The sequence below is a fragment of the Halogranum amylolyticum genome, assembly GCF_900110465.1.
Taxonomy (GTDB): Archaea; Halobacteriota; Halobacteria; order Halobacteriales; family Haloferacaceae; genus Halogranum; species Halogranum amylolyticum.
On the sequence record NZ_FODV01000001.1, the window covers coordinates 84,225 to 104,329 of the forward strand.

Here is a 20,105-nt window from a genome sequence, read left to right on the forward strand (position 1 = left end):
AGAGCCCGACTCTCACTGACGGAACGTCCGGAGCGCCTCGAGCACCGTCTTCTGGTACGCCTCACCGTCGACTCCCAGCGCTACCTCACAGTTCGGTGACTTCTCGTAGACGCCGTGTTCGTCGTAGATGGTCGCGCCGTTCGACGGCCCGCCGGTCGTGTCGATCTCCACGTACGCCTCATCGAACTCGAGGGCGTCGTTGACGATGTCGGCCAGGACCACCGCGTCGCTCGCCAGCCCTCCGTCGTGTCCGAACTTCGACCGGACCTCTTCGATGCTGAACTCCAGGATGGCGGCCATCGTCGGGAGCGGGTTCTCCTCTTCGGCCAGCGCTCGGATGTCCTCCGTATCGACGTAGACGTGTTCTGTCACGTCGAGGCCGACGACCTTCGGGTTGGCGTCTTGGACGACGCGAGCGGCGGCGGCGGCGTCGACGTAGAAGTTGAACGACGCCTGCGGCGTCACGTTGCCGGTCGTCTTCAGCGCGCCGCCCATCTGGTAGATGTCGCCGACGCGTTCAGAGAGACTCGGGTCCTGTGCGAGGGCCAACGCGAGGTTGGTCTGCGGGCCGAGCGCCGCGATCGTCAGCTCGTCGCCGTGTTCGTCCGCCTGGTCGAGGATGAAGTCGACCGCGTGCGTGTCGATCGGTTCCGCCGTCGGTTCGGAGAGGTCTTCTCGAACCACTTCGGGGAGTCCGTCCGGACCGTGGACGTGTTCGGCCGTCTCGAGTTCGTCGGCGAACGGCCGGTCCGCTCCGGCGGCGACGGGGACGTCGGTCCTGTCGACGAGTTCCAACAGGGAGAGTGCGTTTCGCGTCGCGTTCTCCACCGTGGTGTTCCCCGCGACGGTCGTGATGCCGACGACGTCGATGTCGTCTGCGGCGAGGGCGATGAACAGTGCGATCGCGTCGTCGTTACCTGGGTCGATATCGAGCAGTAGTTTCGTATTCATGAGTTGTGTGGTGTGTGATTCGGGGTGCGGTCCGGAAGGGCCGCTACACGGACGTGTCGTCGATTCGGCTGCTGATCGTCTCGAACAGCTCGTCGACGGACAGGAGCGGTCCGAGCCCGAGTTCGAGGCCGATTCGCGTTATCGTCGGTGGGTGGACGTTCGAGCGAGCGAGCGTCTCGGTGTCCCCTAGTACGTCGCGGGTCTCGCCGTCCGCGATCACTCGGCCCTGTGCGAGGAGGACTGTACGGTCGGCGTGTTCGCGCACGAAGTCCATGTCGTGGGTGATGACGACGACGAGCTTCCCGCTGTCGACGAGCCGTTCGACTGCCGTCCCGAGTCGCTCGTAGCCGGGAACGTCCTGTCCGCTCGTCGGTTCGTCGAGGACGACGACCGGCGTGTCCATCGCGACGACCGACGCTACGGCGACTCGCTTTCGCCACGGTTGACCGAAGTCGTAGGGGTTCTGCTGTCGCCGCTCTTCGAGACCGAGTAGTGACAGCGCCCTGTCGGTCGTCTCGTCGAGTTCGTCGCCGTCGAAGTCGAGATTCCGCGGTCCGTACTCGATCTCTCCTTCGACGGTGCTGTGGAACAGTTGGTCGTCTGGGTTCTGAAAGCTCAACCCGACGTGATGGGCTAACTCGGCGGTCGTGTGTTCTGTCGTGTCCAACCCACAAGCGGACACCGACCCGTCCGTCGGCTCGAGGAGACCGTTGAGGTGTTTCACGAGCGTCGACTTCCCGGCACCGTTTTGACCGATGAGGCAGATACACCCTTCGGTGAGCGAGAACGAGACGCCTTGCAACGCCTCGACGCCACTCGGATAGCGGTGGTGGAGGTCGTCGAGGACGACCTCTCCCGTCGGTTCGGCCGCCCCATTAGACAGCGTGTTATCGGGACTGTCCACAGCGGGGGACCGAGGCGGTGCTTCCGGAGAGGACGGTCGGTCGACGACGCGACGAAGCTCTGCGAGACACTCCGCCTCCGTCACCGGGAGCGGTTCCTCCCTCGAGACGAGACCGTCGTCTCGGAGTCGGTGACCAACAGTGACTGGGTCGGGGACCGAGACCGGTAGCCCCTCCTCGGCGGCCCGGACGAGCGCCTCGTCCGGCGGACCGTCGAACTCGATGCGGCCGTCGTCCATCACGACGAGTCGGTCGAGGTGGGGGACGAGTCGCTCCATCTCCTGGCTGACCATCACGACGGTGTACCCCTCGTCGTTCATCTTGCCGACGACCTCGAACACCTCTTCGGTCCCCTCGGGGTCGAGCTGTGCCGTCGGCTGTTGAAGCACCATCACGTCGGGCTGCATCGCGATCACGGAGGCAATGGCGACGCGCTGGCACTGTCCACCGGACAGCTGCATCGGGTTGCGTTCGGCCAGTTCCTCGACGCCGATCGCGGCGAGGCTCTCTCGAGCGCGATCGCGCATCTCGTCGCGAGAGAGACCGTGTGTCTCCAGTCCGAATGCGACCTCCTCCAGCACCGTCGACGTCGCCCCCGTGAGCTGATCGTACGGGTTCTCGAAGACGTAGCCGATTTTCTGGGCGAGTTCGCCGACGGACGACTCGTCGGTCGAGCTCCCCTCCACCGAGACCGTCCCCGAGCGCGTCCCGTGGTAGAAGTGGGGGATCTGTCCGGAGATGAGCCGACAGAGCGTCGCTTTCCCCGCTTCGCTCTGCCCCGTGACACCGACGAACTGTCCCGACTCGATGTCGAGGTCGACGTCTTTCACGGCGTACTCGTCGTCCGGTTGCGTCCCGTACTGGAACGTGACGTCGTTCAGTTCGATCAGACTCATACCAGCACCCTCCAGACGACTGCGCCGAGAACGGCGACACCGCCGAGATAGCGAAGTACACGTTCGCCCGTCGGGTCGGGAACGTCGTAGAGATACGTCCGCGGACCAGTCGCCTGAAACCCACGGGCGTTGAGTGCCAACGCCCGCGTGTTTGCCACGATGAGCGTACTGATGAGCAGCGGTGCCAGCAGCGCGACGATCGAGGTGATCCGCGTTCGCACGTCCGCCTCGGTGTTAAGGCCGCGTGCCTGCTGTGCGTCCGAGATGGCCGCCGCCCGGTCTCGAATCTCGGGGATGATCTGTAGTGACGCGATGAAGACGTACGCGAGTTTACTCGGGACGCCCTTATCCATGAGTGCGATGCGCAGCCGTTGTGGCTGTGCCGTCGTGGCGAACAGGAGGAACGCCACAATGAGGACGCTGATGCGCAGGAAGATGAGCCGTGCCTGCTCGAACCCCGACTCCCACACCGTTACCGACCAGAGGGTGACGAGCGGCGTCCCATCGGTCGGTGTGAGGAGGATTCCCTGGATGAGCAGGAGGAAGAACGCGAAGGGAACGGCGACGGCCGCGTACAGTTTCAACACGAGTCCGTGGACTCGTGCGACGAACACGAACGCCAGCAAGACGAGCAGCAACGTCAACGGGACGTAGTAGCTCTCGACGATAAAGACAACCAGCGAGAGGCAGGTCGCGAGGACAATCCCGGTGACTGGGTTCATTCTGTGGAGGATACTCTCCCCCGGCTGGTAAATCGAGGTGTCGGATTCAGACATTGTGTGATCTGTTATGTAGGGGTGGTCGACGAGAGCCGACACTGCTTCTCTGTGTTCTTAGGTGCCACAACTACGAGTAAATATCTTGTCCCTGGGGTGGGAGGTATCGCGTTGGCACCGACTTGCCGATGAAGTACGCGACGAACGCCGACCCACCCTTGTCGACGAACTCGACACCGAGCTGGGCGGTGGCCGCACTCTCGACGAGACTGCGACCCGTCGCGACGAGCGTAGCGGTGACCAGACTGGTACCCGAACTCGTGACGCCGCCGAACACGAGGACGACGATGGGCGTCGCGATGAGCGTCGCGACCACCGTGAGAACGAGCGCCGGAACGATCGTCTTCTTCGCGTTGTCGAACCATCCCCGCCGAGCGAGGAACCCGGTTACGAGTCCGATCGCGACGGGGACGGGGAAGAACGCCAACTGTACTGGGTTGCCGAGCATCGCCTGAACGACGTTCGCGAGTCCGCCGGTCAGTGCTGCGGCCCACGGTCCCGCCAAGATGCCGATCAGCATCGTTCCGATGTTGTCGAGGAACAACGGCAGCTTCAGCGTACTCGCGATGAAGCCACCGATCGCGTTGATACCGATCCCCAACGGGATGAGTACCCACGTCGTCGTCGAGAAGTCCTCCCCGATGCTCTCTCGTAGTCGTTCAATACGGCCGCCACTAGTCGCAGCTTCTGTGCTTGACATTGTATGACAGCCTACTGTGGCCACTACCACATATTAAATCTTTGGGGAATCCCCACAAGGTAGCCGAGAAATTAATCTGGTTGCCAGCCGGTACGTCTCTCTCCTCCTGCAGAACGTGAGTCCATCGACTCGGGTCGTGTACCACCAGACTCCTCAGGCAGCACGTTCGACGAACGTCCGCTCGTGTCGGAGGGACCCTCGTTGCCCATCGCTCGGTTCGCACGACGCCCCGAAGTTCCTCAGGCGCTTCGCACCGTCACGAACCCGTCGAAGTTCAGGATCACCGACTGTGCAGTGTCGCCGAACAGCGCTTTGCCCGCCGGCGATCGACCACGGTTGGTGACGAAGACGTGGTCACAGCCGTGATTCTCCGCGACCTCGATGATCATGGTGGAAGGACGCATGCTCTCGACCGGTTCCCCGACGCTGAGGTACTCGACTCCGAGCGGTTCGAGAACCTGGGCTCCGAGGTAGTTGGCGAAGCGACGGCTGGTGTCCGTCCCGTCGTTACCGGTGTCTTCGAACCCCGGCCAGCGACGCATCGCCTCGAGCGACGCGTGTTCGTCTCCCTCCATCGTGAGCGCGACGACGACGACTTCGACGTCGGCCGCTGCGGCGATGGCTCCCGCCTCTTCGAGCAGTTCGACGTCTGTCTCAGTCGGCGCGACGACGACGAGTATCCGGTTCATAGTTCTCCGGGCAGCAACGTCTCCAAGTTGGAGAGGATCAGTTCACGGCAGCGCTCGACGTCCACGTCGAGGGCGACGGTACAGTTCGGTGGCTTCTCGTAGACACCGTGTTCGTCGTAGACGGTCGCACCGTTCGACGGCCCGCCGGTCGTGTCGATCTCCACGTACGCCTCCTCGTAGGTGATCGGGTCGCCGAGGATACCGGCCAAGACGACGGCGTCGCTCGTGATGGAGCCACCTTCGGCGACGGTCCCGTCAGGGCCCTGTGCCTTGTACTCGAGGATGTCCGCGACGACGTCGCCGTACGCGCCGTGGCCGCGGAAACGCTCCTGTGCCGCCGGCGGGAGATACGCCGGTTCGGTCACGTCGAGGCCGACGACTGTCGGCCACCCGTCTTGAACGACGCGGGCGGCGGCAGCGGCGTCGACGTAGAAGTTGAACGACGCCTGCGGCGTCACGTTACCGGTGGTCTTCAGCGCACCCCCCATCTGGTAGATCCCGCCGATTCGGTCGGGGAGACTGGGGTCTTTCGCGAGAGCCAACGCGAGGTTGGTCTGTGGCCCCACGGCCGCGATCGTCAACTCGTCGCCGTGTTCGTCCGCCTGGTCGAGGATGAAGTCCACCGCGTGCCGGTCGACGGGGTCGGTCGACGGCTCCGGGAGCGCCTCGCGGACGGTCTCGGGAACGCCGCCGGGGCCGTGGACGTACTCGGCCATGACGAGTTCGTCGGCAAACGGTCGGCCCGCCCCGCGTGCGACTGGCACGTCAGTCCGGTCGACGAACTCCAAAAGGGCCAGCGCGTTTCGCGTCGTGTTCTCGACGGTCGTGTTCCCCATCACCGTCGTGAGTCCGACAACGTCGACGTCGTCGTTTCCGAGCGCCATCAGGATGGCGAGGGCGTCGTCGATACCGGGGTCGACGTCGAGGAGGAGTTTCTCCGACATCTATCTCCCCTCCGGTGGAGCGTCCCACTCCTCGCCGTTGTCCTGTGGGTCGTAACCGAGTACCTCCCGGGCGTGCTCGATGTCGAACCACCGACGGTCGTTGTCGCTGACGCCGTAGAACACGTCGAACTCGACGTCGTCGTCCTGCAGACAGCAGTCGACTTGATGGGCGAGGTCGCGTCGAGACTGCCACATCCCCTTCATCCGCGCGACTTTCTCCTCGTACTCGGGGCTGTCACGCTCCCACTCCCCTTCGTCGACGCCGTGTTCGGCGTCGCCGTACGGGTGGTCGTACTCCTCGTGCCGAACGGAACAGATCCGCAGCGCGTAGAACTGTTCGGGTGACTGGTAGTTCTCCACGTAGTATCGACCGAGGTCCTCGTCGAACGACTTCGAGGAACCGTAGTAGGAGTCGGGACGCCGAGGCGAGTCCTCATCGACCGTCAGGTCGAAGTCGAGCTCGTACAGTTCGGGAGCGAACTCGACCTCGTACATCCCGACGACGTGGTTGGTGGAGCCGAACACGAACTTCGGGACGCCGGCGTCCTTCGCCGCCTCGAGCGTGTTGTACATCCCGACGATGTTGTTCTCGAGGATCTGCTTCCAGCTGCCGTCGGTCTCCGGATACCCCGCCAGGTGGATGACCGCGTCTTGGTCGTCGAACGCCGGCCGCATCTCCTCGTAGTTGGAGACGTCGGCGACGAACGTCTCGTACTCCTCTCGGTCTGAACGGTTGAGGTACGTGAAGTTGTACTCGTCTCGGTCGGCGAGATGGTCGATGATCGCCGTCCCGACCCGGCCGAACGCACCCGTCAATAGGACGTTCATGGTCATAGGTGTACGAGACCGATTGTCGTCCCTTCACAAAAGTGTTCAGGTCGGATCGACGCCTGCTCGCCGGAACAGTATTGTAACCGGCCACGAGAACACCGTCTATGCCATCGTCGGTACCCACCATCACGTACTACGGACTGTCGTCGTTCGACCTGACGGTCGACGACACTCGATTTCTCGTCGACCCTTGGGTCGTCGAACCCGACTGGGTCGATGCGGAACTCTCCGACTTCGAGGACGTGGACGCCCTCTTCGTCACTCACGGCGCGTACGACCATCTCGGCGACACGATTCCGATCGCAGAGGCGTCCGGTGCGACGGTTTACACCGAACCGGCCGTCGCCGACCATCTCGCGGACGAGGGCCTCCCCGAGAGCCAACTCGACCGCGTCATCTGGGGAAACGCGTTCGAGACGAACGGGGTCGGAGTGAGGGTTCTCGAGACGCGTCACCTCTCGTACTTCGAGTCGAGCGACCAACGGCTCTCGGGGATCCCGCTCGGCTTTCAGTTCGACTGTCCGGACGCGAGCCTCTACTACGTCGGCGACACGTCGCTCTTCAGTGACCTCAAACTGTTCGCAGAGCTGAACGACCCGGACGTCGTGTTCTTACCCATCGGGAGCGCACCGGGTGACCGGGCACCGCTGCCGCCACGCGACGCCGCCGTCGCAGCGGGATGGTTCGAGGAGAGTACCGTGGTTCCCGTTCACTACGTTCCCGGGAGCGACGAGGTCGACGAGTTCCGGGCGGAGGTGGCCGCCCGCTCGGACGAAGCCGCGCCGACCATCACCGAACTGGCTGTCGGCGACCGACTCGAACTGTGAACTACCTCGCCTTCCTCGCGCTGCCGCGCTCGGTGAGGAAAGGGCCTTAGCGACCTACTCTTTCAGATAAAACGCGTCTCCTCTCGCCCCGTCAGATGCGGAACTCTTCGAGCGCGTCCCGTTCGAGTTCGACGCCGTGTCCCGGACGTTGGGGGAGTTCGATCATCCCGTCTTTCGCTTCGACGGGGTACGTCAGTACGTCGTCGAACGCCTTCACGTCCGAGTCGCGGTAGAAGTACTCGATCCAGAGTCCGTTCTCTATCGCCGCGAGGAGTTGGATGTGCAGGTCCCAGTTGTAATGGGGGGCGACCGGGATATCGTGGCACGCTGCCATCTGTGCGACGCGCATCCACTCGGTGACACCACCGACGACCGTCACGTCGGGTTGGATGACTTCGACCGCGTCCTCACGGAGGAGGTCGGCGAAGCCGTAGCGGTTGAACTCCAGTTCGCCACCCGCGACGGCGTAGTCGAGCGACTCGTTGACTTCGCGGTACAGATCGAGGCTGTCGGGCATCACCGGTTCCTCGATGAAGTAGGGGTCGTACTCCGCGAACCTCCGGCAGGCGCGGACGGCCTCCTGTTTGTTCTTCCACTTCCCGTTCGCGTCCATCAGGAGCGTTCGCTCCGGACCGATCGCTTCACGGGCAACACGAACGCGTTCGACCTCCTCTTCGACCGACTTCCGACCAACCTTCATCTTCACGACGTCGTGGCCCCGTTCGACGTAGGTCTCCATCTCCTCGCGGAGTCCTTCGAGACCTTTCCCTTCGCGGTAGTAGCCACCGCTCGCGTAGGCCGGAACCTCGTCGGCGTGCCCACCGAGTAGCTTGTACAGCGGCATCCCAGCCGCCTTCGCTTTGATATCCCACAGCGCGATGTCGATACAGGAGATGGCTCGGACCATCACGCCCTTCCGGCCGATCTGCACCGTCCCGTCGAACATCTCGCGCCAGAGGCGCGACGTGTCTCGTGGGTCCTCGCCCTCTACCATCGGTGCGAGGACGCTCTCGACGGCCTGTGCGACCACGTCTGCGCCGCCGTAGCCGAGCGTGTATCCGACGCCTTCAGTTCCGTCCTCGGTTCGGACGTAGACGATGGCGTGGTCCCGTTCCTCGACGACGCGAGTTGCGAAGGCGACGGGTTCTTTCAGCGGAATCGATACGGCAAAGCTCTCTACTTCTGCAATCTTCATGGTGTGTGTCAGTGTGTCTCAATTGGTGGTTATATGTCTTCCGGCGAGTCGAGAGCAAACGGGATCATCTAACCACGTTCGCTGTCGCTGTGCCGACGCGCTCTACTTCTGCTCTGACGTTGTCGCCCGGGACGATATGTTTCGCACCGGGCGTCCCCGTTGAGATGACGTCGCCCGGTTCGAGTGTCATGACCTCCGAGTGGAACGACACGAGCTCCCGCGGCGGCGTCATCATGTTCCGTATTCGGTTCTCTGCGGCCACCTCTTCGTTGACGACGGTGCGGACCGAGAGGTCGTCCAGTGCACCGACTTCGTCGGTGGTGACCAGTTCCGAACCGAACACGAGAAACGAGTCGAAACTCTTCGACCGGGTCAGAAACCGAGGGTTCCGCTCGAGGATGTCCTCGGCCGTCATATCGATCACCGGGACGTACCCCGCGACGACGTCGTCGACGTCGGCTTCGGCGACGTCCGAACAGGTTCGACCGATGACGACGGCGAGTTCTGCCTCTGCTGTCACCCGGTCGCTGATCTCCCGTGACGGGAGGCGGATCGGACCACCGGGACCCGTCGCGGCGGTCGCGGGTTTCATGAAACTCGCGGGCTCCGTCGGGCTATCCTCGTTCAGATCCGACGCGTGATCGGCGTAGTTGAGTCCGATCCCCCAGAGTTTTCCCGGTCGCTCGAGCGGTGCGGCGAGTGCGAGATGTGCCGCGGAGACGGGACTGCTCGAGGCGAGGGCCGGCGTCGGGAGTTCACCCGCTGCGGCTAGTGGAAGTGCGTCCTGAACCGTCGTGAGCGACGGGTCGACGGACGACAGTGGGACGAACCCGTCCTCGTCGCCGATCATCGGCCGACCATCGATCGTTCGTGCTAATTGTGTCATGTTCTCTTAGAGGTTCGACGCCCCTTGTCCGCCGTCGACGGGGATCGCGACGCCGTTGAGGAAACTCGAGTGCTCCGACGAGAGGTAGGCGACGACGTCGCCGAGTTCCATCGGGTCTCCGATGCGCCCGAGTGGGTTGATCTCGCCTTTGGTCTCGAGTCCCGCTTCGTAGCTCTCGTACTCACCGCGGTCGACGGCCGCCTGGATGAGTTCCTGTTGTCGGGCGGTCTCGTGGGGGGCCGGGAGAACCGCGTTCGCCCGCACCTCCGGTGCGAGCTCCTTCGACAGCGTCTTCTCGAGTCCGATGACGCTCATCCGAACGGAGTTCGAGAGCACGAGCGACGGGATCGCCTCTTTCACGCTCCGAGAGGTGATAGTGACGATGGTGCCGCCGTCGCCCTCACGGAGGTGTGGTGCCGACTCGCGGACGAGACGAACGACGCTCATCACGAGCAGATCGAACGCCTGGTACCAGTCTTCGTCGTCGGTCTCCAGAAACGAACCGCTCGGCGGTCCGCCAGCGTTCGTCACGAGGTGGTCGAGACCACCGAACTCGTCGACCGTTCGGTCGACGAGCCGAGTGATATCCTCGGCCTCCGTTAGATCTCCCTGAACGGGTAGCACGTCGCCCTCGGCGACTGCTCGTATCTCTTCCGTCGCTTCGTCGAGTCGTCCTTCGTCGCGGCCGTTGATGACGACGTTGGCACCCTCGCTCGCGAGCACCTTGGCCGACGCCTTGCCGAGTCCGCTACTCGATGCGGCGACGATAGCCGTGTTTCCGTCGATCTCGTAATCCATAGTGGACACCAAGAGTGTCTACTGTACCCCTTGTAAAGTCTTTCGCCGATCTGGGGTTGAGGAGTCCGTTTAGATATACAAAACGAAATCTTCCAGAGACGGGCGCGGCTGGCTCGAGCTGAGGGTTTATTCCTCACTCGCGATTCGACTGTTCTCCGAAGAGACGGCATCGGATGGACTGTCGCGGTGGGATGGCGCGTTCGGACGCGTCACCGAACCTGTTTAGAGGAGCCAAACAAAGTTTTTGTATCTGGATGTTCACACAGGCACATGGCACGAGCGAAGAACCCGGTGAAGGCGGTGAAAACGACGTCGAGTATCGTCGAAAAGTTAGCAGAGTTAGACGAGGCGGGGGTGACGGAGCTCTCGAACCACCTCGAGATAACGAAAGGGACGATCCACAACCACCTCACGACGCTCGAGGAGGTAGGGCTCGTCGTCAAAGAGGATGGCAAGTTCCGGCTCGGCCTTCGGTTCTTCGAGCTCGGTGAACAGACCAAGAGTCGATACAAGATCTACGACGTTGCAGTGCCGGAAGTCGACAAACTCGCCGAAGAGACGGGCGAACTGGGGAACGTCCTCGTCGAAGAACACGGGAGAGGGTTCTACCTCTACCGGAAAGAAGGCGAGAACGCACTCTCGCTCGACACGGGCATCGGCTCCCGGGTGTATCTCCATCAGACGGGGCTGGGGAAGGCGATCCTGGCACATCTCCCGGAGGAGCGGGTCCACGAGATCGTCGACGAGCACGGGTTGGCGCCCAGTACCGACCAGACGCTGAGTACCCGGGAGGAACTGTTCGAGAATCTGGCAGAGATCCGCGAGCGTGGATACGCACTCGACATGGAAGAGCGAGCAGAGGGGATCCGCTGCGTCTCGGCACCCGTTATCACGAACGACGACGTGGTCCGTGGCGCTGTCAGTGTCGCCGGTCCCGTGAGCAGAATGCGAGGGGAGTATCTCGAATCGACCGTTCCCGATCTCGTCATGCGAGCGGCCAACGTCGTCAGTATCAATCTCTCGTACCGGTGAGGTGCCGTTTCGAGTCGCTAAACACGTCTCGATCGGAAATTCGTCGACGACTGCCAGTGTGATATTACATACGTAGTGATGTAATGACGGTTCGTCATACATCGTCTCGTAGACGCTGTCCGTGTCCGCTTGCTCGTCAGATAGTGTTGACCGCATCGGACGCGCCGTCTCGCTTATGGTCGGACGTCTTCGCTAACTGAATTATCTGATATATATTTTATTTCGATATGTCAGAGGACATCTTCGGACACGGGAACTAGAAATGCCGTAACTCTACAATCTGAGAGGAATCACCGTCGGAGCGTTTGAATAAGAGTCTACTTACACGTGTTTCTACGCAAATATCGAGCACTATCAGAGAAAAGGGGCATCAGATGCTTTAGGTTTGAACGAAAGAGAGACACAACAGTTTCGCTCTCGACTTCGATCCACAAACTCGGGAGAAGCGGGAAGCGTCTTCACAACGCTATTGACTGCTGTCTTCGACTGATCGAGACGACCGCCTCGAATGACTGAGAGAAATCGAACCTGTTCACTGATTGCTATACCGTCACGCAGCCTAAGTTTAAATTATATGGTATATATCAGATAGTGTAAAAAATTGGTACTATTTTGAGCTTCCGAGGGGCGTCGCACTTTGTTGCAACGACGAGACAGCCGGTCGCGAAGGAGAGCGGCGGATCGCGACGCTAGCGACGACGGAGACGAACCTCGCGGACTCCACGCGGGTCTCTCAGTCGTCCGTCTCTCGGTCGTCGACTCGCACGACCTCCGCGTCGAATGCGTTCTCTTTCACGCTCTGGAGACCCTGTTCGCACTTCTGTCGGCTCGCGTACCCCTCGCCGCTGTCGGCGATGATGTTCCCGTTGACGTGGACGAGCCGCCAGCGCCAGAGCTCTTCGCGGTCCTGATAGATCTCGAACGTCGCACGCGACATACACCGACTTCGTTCCGACGGACCAAAGCCTCTGTTGCCGCCCACGCCTGGCGACGTCACGGACGCCGGCGGGAACCCTCGGTTACTTCTCCTGGACGGCCAGATTGATGTACGGTAGCATGAACTCGACGAGCTTTCGCTCAACTTTCCGGAGGTGATTCGAGGCGGTCGTCTTCGTGATATCCATCTCGGCTGCGACCTCCTCGAGAGTCACCTGTCGGGGGATCTCGAAGTAGCCCCTCTCGACTGCCGTGTTCAGGAACTCCCGCTGTCGCGGTGGGATCGAGGCGAGCAACTCCTGCCACTCGGAGCGACTCGGCATGATCTCGCGGCGGAAATCCTGCGTGATGCGTTCGACCGTCACGTCGCCGAACGCCGAGAGCAACTCGATGGCCTCCGACAGTTCCTCCCGGTCGTTCAACAGCAGGTCGAAACACTCACAGCCGTCGACCAGCTGCGTCGGGCCGAGCGGCAGGAACCCATCGTACATCAGCGACTGCAGCGGCGTCACCTCGGTCAGTCGCCCGCGGAGCAGCATCGTCGTGGCACATCGCCCCTCGCTGGTCTCGTACTGTTCGACGACGTCGATCGTCTCGACGGTGTCGTGCGCGCCGATGACCTCCCGGACGGCGTCGCAGTCTTCGGACTCGATCGCCAGCATCCCCACGTAGCGGTTGTTGCGGAACGTCGACGCGACGAACTCGCCGAAGACGTCGTGGTGGGCGAGCTCTGCCGTCCAGTCGCCGTCGTACTGGACACACACCTTCGCCGTGAGCATTGTTCGCATGGATGTGAAGGGAGTGTATAATTGCTCTGGGTCGCTCCGACGCTGGGAACGGCGTTCGACGGCGTCGACCCATCTGTTCGGGTCAGGGAAACTTCATATTGGATGTTGTACAACACCACACACCATGCCAGACGTCACAGACACCGACGTTCGTGCGGTCGCAGCGCGACACGGAATCGAGCTCGACGACGCGGCAGTCGAAGCGTTCCGCGAAGCGACCGCCGAACAGGCCGCACAGTACGCAGCGTTCCCCTCATCGCTGTCGACGGCGGACCCTCCGACCTCACTCTCGCCGGGTACCGACCCGTACAACGCGTTCCGCTACGAGTTCGAACTCGAGGGAGAGAGCGGGCCGCTCTCCGGACTCGACGTCGCCGTCAAGGAGAACGTCGTCGTCGCGGGAGTTCCGACTACGTGTGGCTCTCCGGGGTTCGAGTACGAACCCGACTTTCACGCGACGGTCGTCGACCGCCTCCTCGGCGCCGGCGCGTCGCTCGTCGGGACGACGAACATGGACGAGTTCGCCTTCTTCACCACCGGAGAGACGTGTGCTCACGGTCGGATCGAGAACCCCGTCGTCGAGGGCTGCGTCCCGGGCGGCTCCTCAAGCGGGAGCGGGGCCGCCGTCGCTGCGGACGTCGTCGACGCCGCACTCGGAACCGACACCGGTGGCTCTGTCCGTATCCCCGCCTCGTTCTGTGGCGTCGTCGGTGTCAAACCGACCCACCAGACCGTCTCCCGGTTCGGCGTCGTCGACCTCTCGCAGTCGCTCGACCACGTCGGGCCACTCGCCCGCGACGTCGAGACGGCGGCACGCGTCCTGGAGGCGATCGCCGGCCCCGACGCGAACGACCCCTCGACGCGTGGGTCGCCCGACGCCGGCGCGTACACCGAAGTGCTCGACGACGGCGTCGAGGACCTTCGTCTCGGCGTCGTCACCGAAGCGATGGACTCCGCGGAACCAGAGGTGGCCCCGGCAGTCGAATCCGACCTCGATAGACTCCGAGATGCCGGGGCCACGGTCGAGGAGACGTCGATCGAGGGGTACGAGTTGGCGTCGGCCGCCGTCGGCGCGATCGCCGGACTGGAGTTCGCGTCGTTCGTCTCGACGAACGGCGCGGCCTACGCCACCGGGACGGGAACGACCGAACCGCTCCGGGCGGCGGTCGCCGCGGCGAACGAACGCGGCGAGTTCGGCGAGAACGTCGTCCAGATGCTGCTGACGAACGGAGTGCTCGTCGACGGCGACGGGAGCGAGTACGTCGCCGCGAAGGGCGTCCAGCGGACGTTCACCCGGACGGTCTGTGACGCCCTCGAGACCTACGACGCGCTCGTGACGCCGACGACGCCGATGGCTGCGCCGGCGTTCGGGGAGATCACGGGTGTCGAGGGACTGCTCCGGACGGTCGAGAACACGGCACCGTTCAACTGCAGCGGGCATCCCGCCGTCTCGGTCCCCAGCGGCGCTGCCGACGACAAACCCGTCGGCGTCCAGGCTGTCACCCGGTGGAACGACGAAGCGACCGCGTTGCGGGTTGCCCGGGCGGTGGAACGACGGTAGTCGCTCCGCGACCGAGCGGTCGACGCCGGTCGGGGACGGTGCTTATCTCACTCCCCGTGGTACGTTCACGAATGTCGTTCTCGTTCGACGAGGGTACGTCCACACCGTGCGCGCCCGACGGCGGCGAACCCCTGTCGCTTTCGCCCGACGACGCGTTCACTCTCCTCGGCAACGAAACGCGGGTGGCGATCCTGCGGGCGCTGTGGGAAGCCCACGAGCCGTACGACTCGGACACTGCGGTCCCGTTCTCGGAGCTCTTCGACCGCGTCGGCGTCGACGACACCGGCAACTTCAACTACCATCTGGGCCGCCTGACTGGCCACTTCGTTCGACGGACGGAGTCCGGGTACGAACTCACCGCCCCCGGCTTCGAGATCGTCCACGCGCTCGTCGCCGGAACGGCGACGGAGAACCCGATACTCGAACCGGCCGTCGTCGCCGCGAACTGTCCACGCTGTGAGCGTCGGATCGAGATCGTCTACACCGACGGAACCGTGTGGGCGCGGTGTCCCCACTGCGAGGGCTACTGGCCGCAGCGTGGTGGGGAGATTTTCGGCTTCAGCCTCCCGCCGGAGGGGCTTCGCGACCGTGACCCCGACGAGATCCTCGAGGCGACGATACGCTACTCGATCCACCGCTTCGAGTCGATGAACGACGGCGTCTGTCCGGAGTGCGGCGGGAGCGTCGACGGGTCGCTCGCCGTGTGTGAGGATCACGACCCTTGCGACGCTATCTGTGACCGCTGCAGTTCGTACTTCGCAGGCGTCATCACGTTCGTCTGTCGCTCCTGTAAGTTTGCGTGGCGCAGTCCGGGCTGGGCGCCCGTCCACGACCATCCCGCGCTCGTCTCGTTCTACTACGACCACGGAATCGAACACGTCCTCGACGACTGGATGGCCATGAAGCGGAGCTTCGACTGGCGCGAGGAGGTCGTCTCCACGGACCCCCCTCGACTCGGCGTCACCGTCTCGTACGAGGGTAACGAACGCACGTTCGTGCTCGACGAGACCGGTACCGTCGTCGACGTCAGCTAGCACCACCGATACAGTCCCGGTTCTGACGTCTGATCTACAGCAATCGCGTGCTGATTACGGTTTTCTCCGTCGACGACCGATCTCTACTCGGGTGTCGTGACGATGCATGCACGAGGCAGACGGACGGTGACGCACTACTCGGACGGGAGCCGACGAGAATGGAGCTGCGAGCACGAACGGAGGGTGTGGGGCGGATGACGCTGGCCACGATGCCAGAGTACGACAGCACTCGACTCGAGAGAGTCGGCTCACACGCCGTGGTAATCGGAGCGAGTATGGCAGGACTGTGTGCGGCTCGTGTGCTCACCGATGGGTTCGAAGAAGTCACCATCGTCGAGCGCGACTCGCTCCCCGACGTGCCCGCTCCCCGCCGAGGAGTGCCGCAAGCGCAGCAACCACACGTTCTGTGGGAGGCCGGACGAGCAACGTTGGAGCATCTCTTCCCGGGATACAGCGCGGCGGTGTTGGAAGCGGGTGGCGTGAAGGTCGACGGACAGACAGAGTTCAACAACTACAGCAATGGTGACTTTCTGGCCAACGGTGACCGTTCCTTCGCGATTTACTCCGCGACCCGACCTGTGTACGAGCAGATCGTCCGCGAGCGTGTCGTCGCACTCGGACGTATCAGACTCCGGTCGGAATGTCAGTTCACCGGCTACCTGCTCGACGACACGGAAACCACGGTCGAAGGCATCGAGATTCGAACTGAGGACTCGGACAGCGAACAGGTCCGCGCTGACCTCGTCGTCGACGCGACCGGTCGGACGAGCAGAACGCCGGCCCTCCTCGAGTACCACGGCTACCAACCACCGGCCTTAGACGAGGTACAGATCGATGCCGCCTACAGTACTACGTTCATCCAGCGACCGGCCGACGACCACCGAGCGTTCGGCGCACTCGCCGAGGCACCTCGCACTCGTGGGGGTGTCGTCGCTCCTGTCGAAGAGAATCGGTGGCTCGTGAGTCTCCACGGCGTTCACGGGGACCATCCTCCCACGGATTACGACGACTTCGTCGACTTCGCAGCGAGCGTTCCGGCGACAGAGATACGGGAGTTACTCGAAGAACATCCACCGGTCGACGGCGAGATTCACCACTATCCGTTCGCAGCTAACCGTCGGTACCACTACGAGCGGCTGTCTCGGTTCCCTGAAGGCCTCGTCGTCGTGGGCGACGCAGTTGCCAGTTTCAACCCCATCTACGGCCAAGGGATGTCGGTCGCCGCACTCGAAGCCGTCCTCCTTCATGACGTACTCGCGACGGGCGGAAGGGTAGACGCCGGACTACGGTTCTTCGACCGGACGATGGAACTCGTCGACATTGCGTGGACGATGGCAGTCGGCGCGGATTTCGGATTCCCGGAGACGAGAGGTCAGAAGCCTCGCGGCACTACCTTCTTCAACTGGTATCTAAACCGATTGCTCCGGACGGCCCACTCGGACGGCGCGCTGACCGATGCGTTCGTCCAAGTGCTGATGCTGGAGCGGCCCCCGACTACACTACTTCGTCCGAGCGTCGTATGGCGGGTTCTCAAGCCCAGCGGTGGCGTCCGACAGGCACTCCATAGACAGGTCGAGGGTACGGTCCGACGGTGAGGGTTCGTCGACACGTGGTAGCTAGTCGTGTGACTATTTGCCCATCGGTGCGATAGGCGAGATAGATGGAGTACACACGACTCGGCGATACCGGTCTCGAAGTCTCGCGACTGTGTCTCGGCTGTCTGAACTTCGGCTCCGGACAGGAGTGGATGATGAACGACCGCGATGGAAGCATCGACGTCATCGAGCGTGCACTGGAGTTGGGTATCAACTTCTTCGATACGGCGAACGCGTACTCACAGGGCGAGAGCGAGTCAATTCTCGGCGAGGCGATCGACGGCCACGACAGAGAGGAGTTAGTCCTCGCGACGAAGGTCTACTTCGGGATGGGCGACGGCCCGAACAAACAGGGACTCTCTCGAAAGCACATTCTCGACCAGGTCGAAGGCAGTCTCGACCGACTCGGGACCGACTACATCGACCTCTATCAGATTCACCGCTGGGACGAGAACACACCCATCGAGGAGACCCTCTCGGCGCTCGACCACCTGATCGACGAGGGGAAGGTCCGGCACATCGGCGCGAGCACGATGGCTGGCTGGCAGTTCTCGAAGGCGCTGTACACCGCCGACATCGAAGGGTACGAGCGGTTCTCCTGTCTCCAACCGGAGTACAACCTCGTCGACCGCCACGAAGAGGCGAACCTCCTGCCCATCTGCCGTGAAGAGTCCATCGGCGTGATTCCGTGGTCACCGTTGGCTGGTGGTTTCCTCGCTGACAAATACAACCGCGACAGCACCGTCCCCGAAGACTCCCGGGCGGAGACAGACGAGTACACACAGCGACGGTTCACCGAGGAGAACTGGCAGGTGTTGGACGAAGTCAGAGCGATCGCCGAGACGAAAGATTCGACTCCCGCGCAGGTCAGCCTCGCGTGGCTACTCCACAAAGAGCTCGTCGACGCGCCCATCACCGGTCCCCGTCGCATCGACCACTTAGAGGAGAACGTCGAGGCACTCGACATCGAGTTGACCGACGACGAACTCTCGCGACTGGAAGAGCCCATCTTCCCGCAGTGGCCGGTCGAAGGCAAAGACTGAGTCACACTGAGTACCGAACGCCGGGGACGAAACCTGTCAGGAGAACGACGGCGTATCCGAAAAGGAGGTGAGCGCCGAAGTTGACGACGACGCCTGACTGGCGGTATGGTCCCACCCCCTGAGGCCGATGGCCGCCTATTTGGCAACACGCGCGCTCTATTCAGCACGGCCGCAGAAAACTACTCAGACTCTGTCGGAAGCAGCGTCCGACAGAGAGAAAATGTAGTCAGCAGGACACCCAACGCTGCATCGCGAAACCCACCCCGAGAAACGGCAGGCGGAGAGGTTCCACTCTCCGTGGCGTGGTTCAGTCGGGGCGAGTTTTAGACATTTTCAAATACTATATCCGAACGGCGGCCGACCGGTCAGAAACGAGATGGTTTCATTGCTACTGGTCGCTGGGGTCCTCGTAGCGGTTTTTGTGGGATTCAACATCGGCGGCTCATCAACGGGTGTGGCGTTCGGACCGGCGGTCGGCTCGCGTCTCACTCGGAAAACGACTGCTGCAGCGCTGTTCGTCGGATTCGCATTCCTCGGCGCGTGGACTGTTGGTCGGAATGTCATCGCAACGATGAGCAGCAGTATCGTCCCTGCGGCTCAATTCACTCCTGCTGCGAGTGTCGCCGTCCTGTTTTTCACTGGGCTCTCGCTGTTGGTCTCGAATCTGTACGGCGTTCCAGCCTCAACCTCGATGACGGCTGTCGGAGCTATTGTCGGACTGGGCCTTGCATCAGGGACACTCAACCAAGCGCTGATGTTCGTCATCGTCTCTGCGTGGATCGTCGCACCGCTGCTGAGTTTCGCTGTTGGAATCGTGATTGGACGGTACATTTACCCGTACCTTGATCGCTACGTCGCATTCACGAAGTTCGATCTTCACTTTATTCAACTCGACCGGTCGGGAACGATTCCGCGCCCGCACCTGAATCAGAACGCCTCACCGCAGGACGTCGTCGGGTCGCTTTCGGTCATAATCATTGCCTGTTACATGGCCTTTTCCGCGGGAGCCTCGAATGCGGCGAACGCCGTCGCCCCGCTCGTTGGCTCGGGCGGGTCGCTGACCGTCAATCAGGGAGTCCTGCTCGCGGTGGCGGCCTTCGGGTTAGGCAGCTTTACCATCGCTCGCCGCACCCTGGAGACGGTGGGCGACGACATCACCGAACTCCCAATCCTCGCATCACTCATCGTCTCCGTCGTCGGCGGGACGGTTATTACGATCCTGTCGTACCTTGGAATCCCCGCGAGTCTCGCGGTGAGTACGACCTCGACGATCATCGGACTCGGCTGGGGCCGAGCGAGTCGAGCGGCGACACTGGCAGAGCTGGCGACGCCGACACCCGAGCCCGCGGCGGTGGACATGGAGGTCGCCACGGGGGCGTTGGCCGCTTCACGGGCCGAGGATGTACCCACCGGCCCGACGATTGGGGATATCGCTCGTCACGAGGAGCCGGGCGAAAAGCCGGCGGAGCTACCGGATGTGCCGGAGGTTGGAGAGAAAGGGCCAGCCGACCTCGATAAAAAGAGCCTCTTCGACCCAGCGGCGGCCAAACGCATCGCCACGATGTGGGTCTTGACGCCCTCGCTGGCGGTGTCCGCCTCGTACCCAGTGTTTCTGTTCTTACTGTGAGCCTCGCTCGGGTCACGAACTGAAATATGTCGTACTGCACCCGACTTGCGCGCTACATTCAGCACGCTCGCAGAAACCTCACCAGATTCTGTCA

General features: G+C 62.7%; 19 protein-coding genes. 7 read left to right on the plus strand and 12 right to left on the minus strand.

What is annotated here, in order from left to right:
• Positions 1–12 precede the first annotated feature (12 nt).
• The 7 genes from BSG17_RS00370 to BSG17_RS00400 form a co-directional block, all read right to left on the minus strand.
• Positions 13–951 carry a nucleoside hydrolase gene (locus BSG17_RS00370; RefSeq protein ID WP_089820494.1) on the minus strand — a complete coding sequence of 313 codons (939 nt, stop codon included), beginning with the start codon at positions 949–951 and terminating at the stop codon, positions 13–15.
• A 43-nt stretch (positions 952–994) separates the two neighbouring features.
• Positions 995–2,749, minus strand: coding sequence for an ABC transporter ATP-binding protein (locus BSG17_RS00375; RefSeq protein ID WP_089820495.1), 1,755 nt, complete (start codon positions 2,747–2,749; stop codon positions 995–997).
• Entirely contained in the window at positions 2,746–3,525 is a 780-nt protein-coding gene (locus BSG17_RS00380; RefSeq protein ID WP_089820496.1) for an energy-coupling factor transporter transmembrane component T family protein, read from the minus strand. Before BSG17_RS00380 ends, BSG17_RS00375 begins: the two co-directional genes overlap by 4 nt.
• 70 nt (positions 3,526–3,595) lie before the next feature.
• Complete coding sequence (locus tag BSG17_RS00385; RefSeq protein ID WP_089820497.1) at positions 3,596–4,225, minus strand: ECF transporter S component; 630 nt, start codon at positions 4,223–4,225, stop codon at positions 3,596–3,598.
• Between the two features lie 239 nt (positions 4,226–4,464).
• Positions 4,465–4,914 carry a universal stress protein gene (locus BSG17_RS00390; RefSeq protein ID WP_089820498.1) on the minus strand — a complete coding sequence of 150 codons (450 nt, stop codon included), beginning with the start codon at positions 4,912–4,914 and terminating at the stop codon, positions 4,465–4,467.
• Positions 4,911–5,858 (minus strand): nucleoside hydrolase, encoded by a 948-nt coding sequence (locus tag BSG17_RS00395; RefSeq protein WP_089820499.1) that lies wholly within the window; start codon positions 5,856–5,858, stop codon positions 4,911–4,913. Before BSG17_RS00395 ends, BSG17_RS00390 begins: the two co-directional genes overlap by 4 nt.
• The gene (locus BSG17_RS00400; RefSeq protein ID WP_089820988.1) at positions 5,859–6,686 is read right to left on the minus strand and encodes an NAD-dependent epimerase/dehydratase family protein; all 828 of its coding nucleotides are present in this window, start codon (positions 6,684–6,686) and stop codon (positions 5,859–5,861) included.
• 107 nt (positions 6,687–6,793) lie between these two features.
• On the opposite strand from BSG17_RS00400, the gene BSG17_RS00405 reads away from it, so the two are divergent.
• Complete coding sequence (locus BSG17_RS00405) at positions 6,794–7,516, plus strand: MBL fold metallo-hydrolase (RefSeq protein ID WP_089820500.1); 723 nt, start codon at positions 6,794–6,796, stop codon at positions 7,514–7,516.
• A gap of 91 nt (positions 7,517–7,607) precedes the next feature.
• Here BSG17_RS00405 and BSG17_RS00410 read toward each other — a convergent pair whose 3' ends face one another.
• From BSG17_RS00410 to BSG17_RS00420, 3 genes are all read right to left on the minus strand, one after another.
• Positions 7,608–8,711 carry a mandelate racemase/muconate lactonizing enzyme family protein gene (locus BSG17_RS00410; RefSeq protein WP_089820501.1) on the minus strand — a complete coding sequence of 368 codons (1,104 nt, stop codon included), beginning with the start codon at positions 8,709–8,711 and terminating at the stop codon, positions 7,608–7,610.
• 64 nt (positions 8,712–8,775) lie between these two features.
• A complete protein-coding gene (locus tag BSG17_RS00415) occupies positions 8,776–9,597 on the minus strand; it encodes a fumarylacetoacetate hydrolase family protein (protein ID WP_089820502.1) in 822 nt (273 codons plus the stop codon).
• A gap of 6 nt (positions 9,598–9,603) precedes the next feature.
• Positions 9,604–10,395 carry an SDR family oxidoreductase gene (locus tag BSG17_RS00420; protein WP_089820503.1) on the minus strand — a complete coding sequence of 264 codons (792 nt, stop codon included), beginning with the start codon at positions 10,393–10,395 and terminating at the stop codon, positions 9,604–9,606.
• Positions 10,396–10,665: 270 nt separating this feature from the next.
• Between BSG17_RS00420 and BSG17_RS00425 the strand changes: the two genes are divergently transcribed.
• Positions 10,666–11,427 (plus strand): IclR family transcriptional regulator, encoded by a 762-nt coding sequence (locus BSG17_RS00425; protein ID WP_089820504.1) that lies wholly within the window; start codon positions 10,666–10,668, stop codon positions 11,425–11,427.
• A 733-nt stretch (positions 11,428–12,160) separates the two neighbouring features.
• Here BSG17_RS00425 and BSG17_RS00430 read toward each other — a convergent pair.
• Together BSG17_RS00430 and BSG17_RS00435 are read right to left on the minus strand one after the other, a co-directional pair.
• On the minus strand, positions 12,161–12,364 hold the full coding sequence (locus BSG17_RS00430) for an HVO_2922 family protein (protein WP_089820505.1): 204 nt from the start codon (positions 12,362–12,364) through the stop codon (positions 12,161–12,163).
• A gap of 82 nt (positions 12,365–12,446) precedes the next feature.
• Positions 12,447–13,142, minus strand: coding sequence for a helix-turn-helix domain-containing protein (locus BSG17_RS00435; RefSeq protein WP_089820506.1), 696 nt, complete (start codon positions 13,140–13,142; stop codon positions 12,447–12,449).
• 133 nt (positions 13,143–13,275) lie between these two features.
• Here BSG17_RS00435 and BSG17_RS00440 point away from each other — a divergent pair, with 133 nt between their 5' ends.
• The 5 genes from BSG17_RS00440 (at position 13,276) to BSG17_RS00460 (ending at position 20,011) form a co-directional block, all read left to right on the plus strand.
• Positions 13,276–14,712: an amidase gene (locus BSG17_RS00440; protein ID WP_170864672.1), complete on the plus strand. Its 1,437-nt coding sequence runs from the start codon at positions 13,276–13,278 to the stop codon at positions 14,710–14,712.
• A 71-nt stretch (positions 14,713–14,783) separates the two neighbouring features.
• Complete coding sequence (locus tag BSG17_RS00445) at positions 14,784–15,746, plus strand: winged helix-turn-helix domain-containing protein (RefSeq protein ID WP_089820508.1); 963 nt, start codon at positions 14,784–14,786, stop codon at positions 15,744–15,746.
• A gap of 209 nt (positions 15,747–15,955) precedes the next feature.
• On the plus strand, positions 15,956–17,341 hold the full coding sequence (locus BSG17_RS00450; RefSeq protein ID WP_280141153.1) for an FAD-dependent oxidoreductase: 1,386 nt from the start codon (positions 15,956–15,958) through the stop codon (positions 17,339–17,341).
• A 65-nt stretch (positions 17,342–17,406) separates the two neighbouring features.
• Entirely contained in the window at positions 17,407–18,384 is a 978-nt protein-coding gene (locus BSG17_RS00455) for an aldo/keto reductase (protein ID WP_089820509.1), read from the plus strand.
• Positions 18,385–18,760: 376 nt separating this feature from the next.
• Positions 18,761–20,011: an inorganic phosphate transporter gene (locus BSG17_RS00460; protein WP_089820510.1), complete on the plus strand. Its 1,251-nt coding sequence runs from the start codon at positions 18,761–18,763 to the stop codon at positions 20,009–20,011.
• The last annotated feature ends 94 nt before the right edge of the window (positions 20,012–20,105 follow it).

Coding starts and splice junctions, on each gene's coding strand:
- BSG17_RS00460 (WP_089820510.1), top strand. CDS start 18,761: ATGGTTTCATTGCTACTGGTCGCTGGGGTCCTCGTAGCGGTTTTTGTG.
- BSG17_RS00425 (WP_089820504.1), top strand. CDS start 10,666: ATGGCACGAGCGAAGAACCCGGTGAAGGCGGTGAAAACGACGTCGAGT.
- BSG17_RS00430 (WP_089820505.1), bottom strand. CDS start 12,364: ATGTCGCGTGCGACGTTCGAGATCTATCAGGACCGCGAAGAGCTCTGG.
- BSG17_RS00380 (WP_089820496.1), bottom strand. CDS start 3,525: ATGTCTGAATCCGACACCTCGATTTACCAGCCGGGGGAGAGTATCCTC.
- BSG17_RS00420 (WP_089820503.1), bottom strand. CDS start 10,395: ATGGATTACGAGATCGACGGAAACACGGCTATCGTCGCCGCATCGAGT.
- BSG17_RS00455 (WP_089820509.1), top strand. CDS start 17,407: ATGGAGTACACACGACTCGGCGATACCGGTCTCGAAGTCTCGCGACTG.
- BSG17_RS00410 (WP_089820501.1), bottom strand. CDS start 8,711: ATGAAGATTGCAGAAGTAGAGAGCTTTGCCGTATCGATTCCGCTGAAA.
- BSG17_RS00375 (WP_089820495.1), bottom strand. CDS start 2,749: ATGAGTCTGATCGAACTGAACGACGTCACGTTCCAGTACGGGACGCAA.
- BSG17_RS00390 (WP_089820498.1), bottom strand. CDS start 4,914: ATGAACCGGATACTCGTCGTCGTCGCGCCGACTGAGACAGACGTCGAA.
- BSG17_RS00450 (WP_280141153.1), top strand. CDS start 15,956: ATGCCAGAGTACGACAGCACTCGACTCGAGAGAGTCGGCTCACACGCC.
- BSG17_RS00415 (WP_089820502.1), bottom strand. CDS start 9,597: ATGACACAATTAGCACGAACGATCGATGGTCGGCCGATGATCGGCGAC.
- BSG17_RS00385 (WP_089820497.1), bottom strand. CDS start 4,225: ATGTCAAGCACAGAAGCTGCGACTAGTGGCGGCCGTATTGAACGACTA.
- BSG17_RS00400 (WP_089820988.1), bottom strand. CDS start 6,686: ATGAACGTCCTATTGACGGGTGCGTTCGGCCGGGTCGGGACGGCGATC.
- BSG17_RS00370 (WP_089820494.1), bottom strand. CDS start 951: ATGAATACGAAACTACTGCTCGATATCGACCCAGGTAACGACGACGCG.
- BSG17_RS00440 (WP_170864672.1), top strand. CDS start 13,276: ATGCCAGACGTCACAGACACCGACGTTCGTGCGGTCGCAGCGCGACAC.
- BSG17_RS00395 (WP_089820499.1), bottom strand. CDS start 5,858: ATGTCGGAGAAACTCCTCCTCGACGTCGACCCCGGTATCGACGACGCC.
- BSG17_RS00435 (WP_089820506.1), bottom strand. CDS start 13,142: ATGCTCACGGCGAAGGTGTGTGTCCAGTACGACGGCGACTGGACGGCA.
- BSG17_RS00445 (WP_089820508.1), top strand. CDS start 14,784: ATGTCGTTCTCGTTCGACGAGGGTACGTCCACACCGTGCGCGCCCGAC.
- BSG17_RS00405 (WP_089820500.1), top strand. CDS start 6,794: ATGCCATCGTCGGTACCCACCATCACGTACTACGGACTGTCGTCGTTC.